General features: G+C 71.2%; 3 protein-coding genes. 2 read left to right on the forward strand and 1 reads right to left on the reverse strand.

Going from position 1 to position 4,112, the window contains the following annotated elements:
- Positions 1–154: 154 nt before the first annotated feature.
- Positions 155–1,435: a phosphopyruvate hydratase gene (gene eno / locus ACFWEJ_RS27675; protein WP_377232379.1), complete on the reverse strand. Its 1,281-nt coding sequence runs from the start codon at positions 1,433–1,435 to the stop codon at positions 155–157.
- 289 nt (positions 1,436–1,724) lie between these two features.
- On the opposite strand from eno, the gene ACFWEJ_RS27680 reads away from it, so the two are divergent.
- Entirely contained in the window at positions 1,725–3,254 is a 1,530-nt protein-coding gene (locus ACFWEJ_RS27680; protein WP_377232380.1) for an ABC transporter permease, read from the forward strand.
- Positions 3,255–3,285: 31 nt separating this feature from the next.
- On the forward strand, positions 3,286–3,963 hold the full coding sequence (locus ACFWEJ_RS27685; protein WP_377232381.1) for an ABC transporter ATP-binding protein: 678 nt from the start codon (positions 3,286–3,288) through the stop codon (positions 3,961–3,963).
- The last annotated feature ends 149 nt before the right edge of the window (positions 3,964–4,112 follow it).

Genomic DNA, 4,112 nt, shown 5'->3' on the forward strand with positions numbered 1-4,112 from the left:
CTGACGAACCGGTCACCCGGGTGACCTGTACGTCTGACACGTCGGGGCGGGTCTGACAGTTCGGTGCGGTGCTGCCGCACCGGCGCCGGTCGAACGGTTGAGGCCCCCTCGACCGGCGCCGTCAGGCCTGGACCAGGCCCGGATCAGGCCGTGATCAGCCCTGGAAGCGCGGGAACGCCGAGCGACCGGCGTAGGTGCCGGCCTCGTCGAGCGCCTCTTCGATGCGCAGGAGCTGGTTGTACTTGTTGATGCGCTCGCCACGGGCGGGGGCGCCGGTCTTGATCTGGCCGGCGTTGGTCGCCACGGACAGGTCCGCGATGGTGGTGTCCTCGGTCTCGCCGGAGCGGTGCGAGGTCATCGTGGTGAAGCCGTTGCGCTGGGCCAGCGTCACGGCGTCGAGCGTCTCGGTGAGCGTGCCGATCTGGTTGAGCTTGACCAGCAGCGAGTTCGCCGACTTGAGCTCGATGCCCTTGGCGAGGCGCTCCGGGTTGGTGACGAACAGGTCGTCGCCCACGATCTGCACCTTGTCGCCGACCTTGCCCATGAGGGCGGACCAGGAGTCCCACTCGTCCTCGGACAGCGGGTCCTCGATCGAGACCAGCGGGTAGTCGGCCACGAGCTGCTCGTAGTACGCGATCATCTCGTCCGGCGTCTTCTTGCCGCCCTCGAACGCGTACACGCCGTCCGAGAAGAACTCGGTCGAGGCGACGTCGAGCGCGAGGCCCACGTCGGTGCCCGGCTTGAGGCCCGCGCGCTCGATGGCGACGAGGATCAGGTCGAGCGCCTCACGGTTGCTGCCGAGGTTCGGCGCGAAGCCGCCCTCGTCGCCCAGGCCGGTGCCCAGGCCCTTCTCCTTCAGCACGGACTTCAGCGAGTGGTACACCTCGGTGCCGGTGCGCAGCGCCTCGCGGAACGTCGGGGCGCCGATCGGGGCGACCATGAACTCCTGGATGTCCACGTTCGAGTCCGCGTGGGACCCGCCGTTCAGGATGTTCATCATCGGCACGGGCAGGACGTGCGCGTTCGGGCCGCCCACGTAGCGGAACAGGTCCAGGCCCGAGCTCTTGGCGGCGGCCTTCGCGACGGCGAGCGACACGCCCAGGATCGCGTTGGCGCCCAGCTTGCCCTTGTTCGGCGTGCCGTCCAGGTCCAGGAGGGCCTGGTCGATGATGCGCTGCTCCTCGGCGTCGTACCCGATGAGCTCGGGGGCGATCTCGTCGTTGACGGCCGCGACCGCCTTCTCGACGCCCTTGCCCAGGTAACGGCCCTTGTCGCCGTCGCGCAGCTCGACGGCCTCGAACGCGCCGGTCGAGGCGCCGGACGGGACCGCCGCACGGGCGAAGGTGTTGTCGTCCAGGACGATCTCCACCTCCACGGTGGGGTTGCCGCGCGAGTCGAGGATCTCGCGTGCTCCAACGGCTTCGATGCTAGCCACGGGGTCTCCTTCTAAGGATGTTGCTCGGAGGTTACGGCCCCCAGCCTAGGACGTCGGGCGAGGGGGCGCGGAACCGTCCATCGGGCCGCAGTTCACAGCGCCACCACAGGTTTGCGACAGCCCGACCACAGCGTGCGTTCCTAGCGTCCCGATCGTCCGGCGCAGACCGTCCGCGGTGCGACCCGCACGCCGCTCGCCCCCTCCCCTTCGGCGTGGCGACCCAGCCCGTGCGGCGGTCTGCGCGGACACCAACGTCCCCGCACGTTCCTCAGGACCGAGGCAGGAGCCCATGTTCTTCACCTATCTGCGCAGAGAGCTGCGCAACCGACGCAAGCAGACGGTGGTGGTCGCGATCGGCCTCGCGGTCGCGATCGCGCTGGTCATCGTCGTCAACGCGGTCTCGACCGGCGTCAGGAACGCCCAGTCGGAGGTGCTCGAGTCCGTCTACGGCGTGGGTACCGACATCACCGTCACGCAGGCGAGCGAGGGCCCGGGCGAGGGCGGCGGCCCCGGCCGCTTCGACTTCGGCGAGGGAGAGGGCGAGGCGGGCGAGGACGGCACCCGCAGCCTCGCACAGGACCGCCTCAGCACGGCCATGGGCTCGACGTCGTTCGACGCCGCCGCCCTGGAGTCCGTCTCCGGACTGGACCACGTGTCCGGCGTCGCCGCGACCCTCGACCTGCAGAACATGTCCTTCTCCGGCGAGATGCCGGACTTCGAGGCGATGCAGGAGGGTGGCGGCCCCGTCGACCTGCGGATGGACGCGGACGGCACGGGCGAGGGATCGGCCGGCGGGTCGTCCTTCGAGATCGAGCAGTTCACGGTCACGGGCGTGGACCCGGACGCCGCCGCCGTCGGCCCGCTGACCACCGCCACGGTGGCCGAGGGCCGGACGCTGAAGGCGGGCGACGAGAACGTCGCCGTCCTGGACGCCGCGTACGCCGAGCAGCAGGAGCTCGCCGTCGGCGACACCATCACCACCGGCGGAGAGAAGCTGAAGATCGTCGGCACGGTCACCTCCACGACGGGCGACGACGTCGCGACGGCGTCGGACGTGTACGTGCCGCTCGCCACGGCCCAGACCCTCGCGGACCTCGCCGACCAGGTCACCGACGTGTACGTGCAGGTCGACTCCGCCGAGAACGTGGACGCCGTGGCGACCGCGATCGAGGCCGAGCTGCCCGACGCCTCGGTGAGCACCCAGTCCGACCTCGCGGAGAACGTCACCGGGTCCCTCTCGACGGCGTCCAACCTGATCGGCACGCTCGGCACCTGGCTGAGCGTCATCGTGCTGGCGGCGGCCTTCGGCCTCGCGATCCTGTTCACCGTCTCCGGCGTGAACCGCCGGACGCGCGAGCTGGGCACCCTCAAGGCGATCGGCTGGAGCAAGGGCCGCGTCGTGGGTCAGGTCGCCGGCGAGTCGGTGGTGCAGGGCCTGATCGGCGGTGTAGCCGGCCTCGCGATCGGCGCGCTGGCCGTGTGGGCCGTGAACCTGGCCGGCATCACCCTGAGCGGCGGCACGTCGAGCGGCGGCTTCACGATGGGCGGCCCGGGCAGCGGAGGCGGCGGCCCCGCCGGCGCCGTGCAGGACGCCGGCGGGCAGGCCGGCGCGACGGGCGGCTTCGGCGGGGCGCGTCCCGGCGGTCTGGCCGACGCCGCGAGCAGCGCCGTCGACGTCGCCCTCCAGGCCCCGGTCAGCCTGTGGATCGTGCTGGCCGCCATCGGCCTCGCCGTGCTGGGCGGGCTGATCGCGGGTGTGGTCGGCGGACAGCGTGCCGCGCGCCTGCGCCCGGTCGAAGCCCTTCGTTCCCTCGCGTGAGCGACCCCGAGCAGAGCTGAAAGGTCTACCCATGTATCAGATCGACGACCTGACCAAGACGTACCAGCAGGGCAAGCGCGTGGTGCGCGCGCTCAAGGGAGTGTCCCTGACCATCGGCGACGGCGAGCTGGTCGCCGTCCAGGGCCCGACCGGCGGCGGCAAGTCCACGCTGCTGCAGATGCTGGGCGGGCTCGACCGGCCGACGTCCGGCACCGTCAAGCTCGACGGCGCCGACCTCGCCGGGATGAGCGACGCACAGCTCACCGCGGCTCGGGCCGAGACCATCGGCTTCGTGTTCCAGAACTTCAACCTCATCCCCACGCTCACCGCGCTGGAGAACGTGGAGACGGCGCTCGTCCCGGCCAAGATCCCCCGGCAGACCAGGACGGCGCGGGCGCTGGCGGCACTCGAGTCCGTCGGGCTCGGCGACCGCGGGGACCACCTCCCGGGCGAGCTGTCGGGCGGGCAGCAGCAGCGCGTCGCGATCGCGCGGGCGCTGGTGAAGAACCCGAAGGTGCTGCTGGCGGACGAGCCCACCGGCAACCTCGACGAGGAGACCCGCGACGAGATCGTCGACCTCATCGTGGGGCTGTGGAAGGACCAGGGGCTGACGATCGTGCTGGTCACGCACGACTCGGTGGTCGCGCAGCGCACGCCACGCCGGCTGCGCATCGCGAAGGGCGCGGTCAAGGACCTGACGGCGGTCTGACGCCCCAGGTCGGCAGCTCCCTCAGCGGGTCGGCAGTTCCACGGGCCGGCAGTTTCCTCGACGAGGCCGGCAGCTCCCTCGGGTCGGCAGTTCCGCGGGTCGGCAGTTTCTTCAACGAGGTCGGCAGTTCCCTCAGCAAGTCGGCACTC

The organism is Promicromonospora sp. NPDC060204 (assembly GCF_042728455.1).
Lineage (GTDB): Bacteria > Actinomycetota > Actinomycetes > Actinomycetales > Cellulomonadaceae > Promicromonospora.

What these genes read in the sequence shown, in the direction of transcription:
- ACFWEJ_RS27680 (WP_377232380.1), top strand. Translation starts at nt 1,725, where the DNA reads ATGTTCTTCACCTATCTGCGCAGAGAGCTGCGCAACCGACGCAAGCAG.
- ACFWEJ_RS27685 (WP_377232381.1), top strand. Translation starts at nt 3,286, where the DNA reads ATGTATCAGATCGACGACCTGACCAAGACGTACCAGCAGGGCAAGCGC.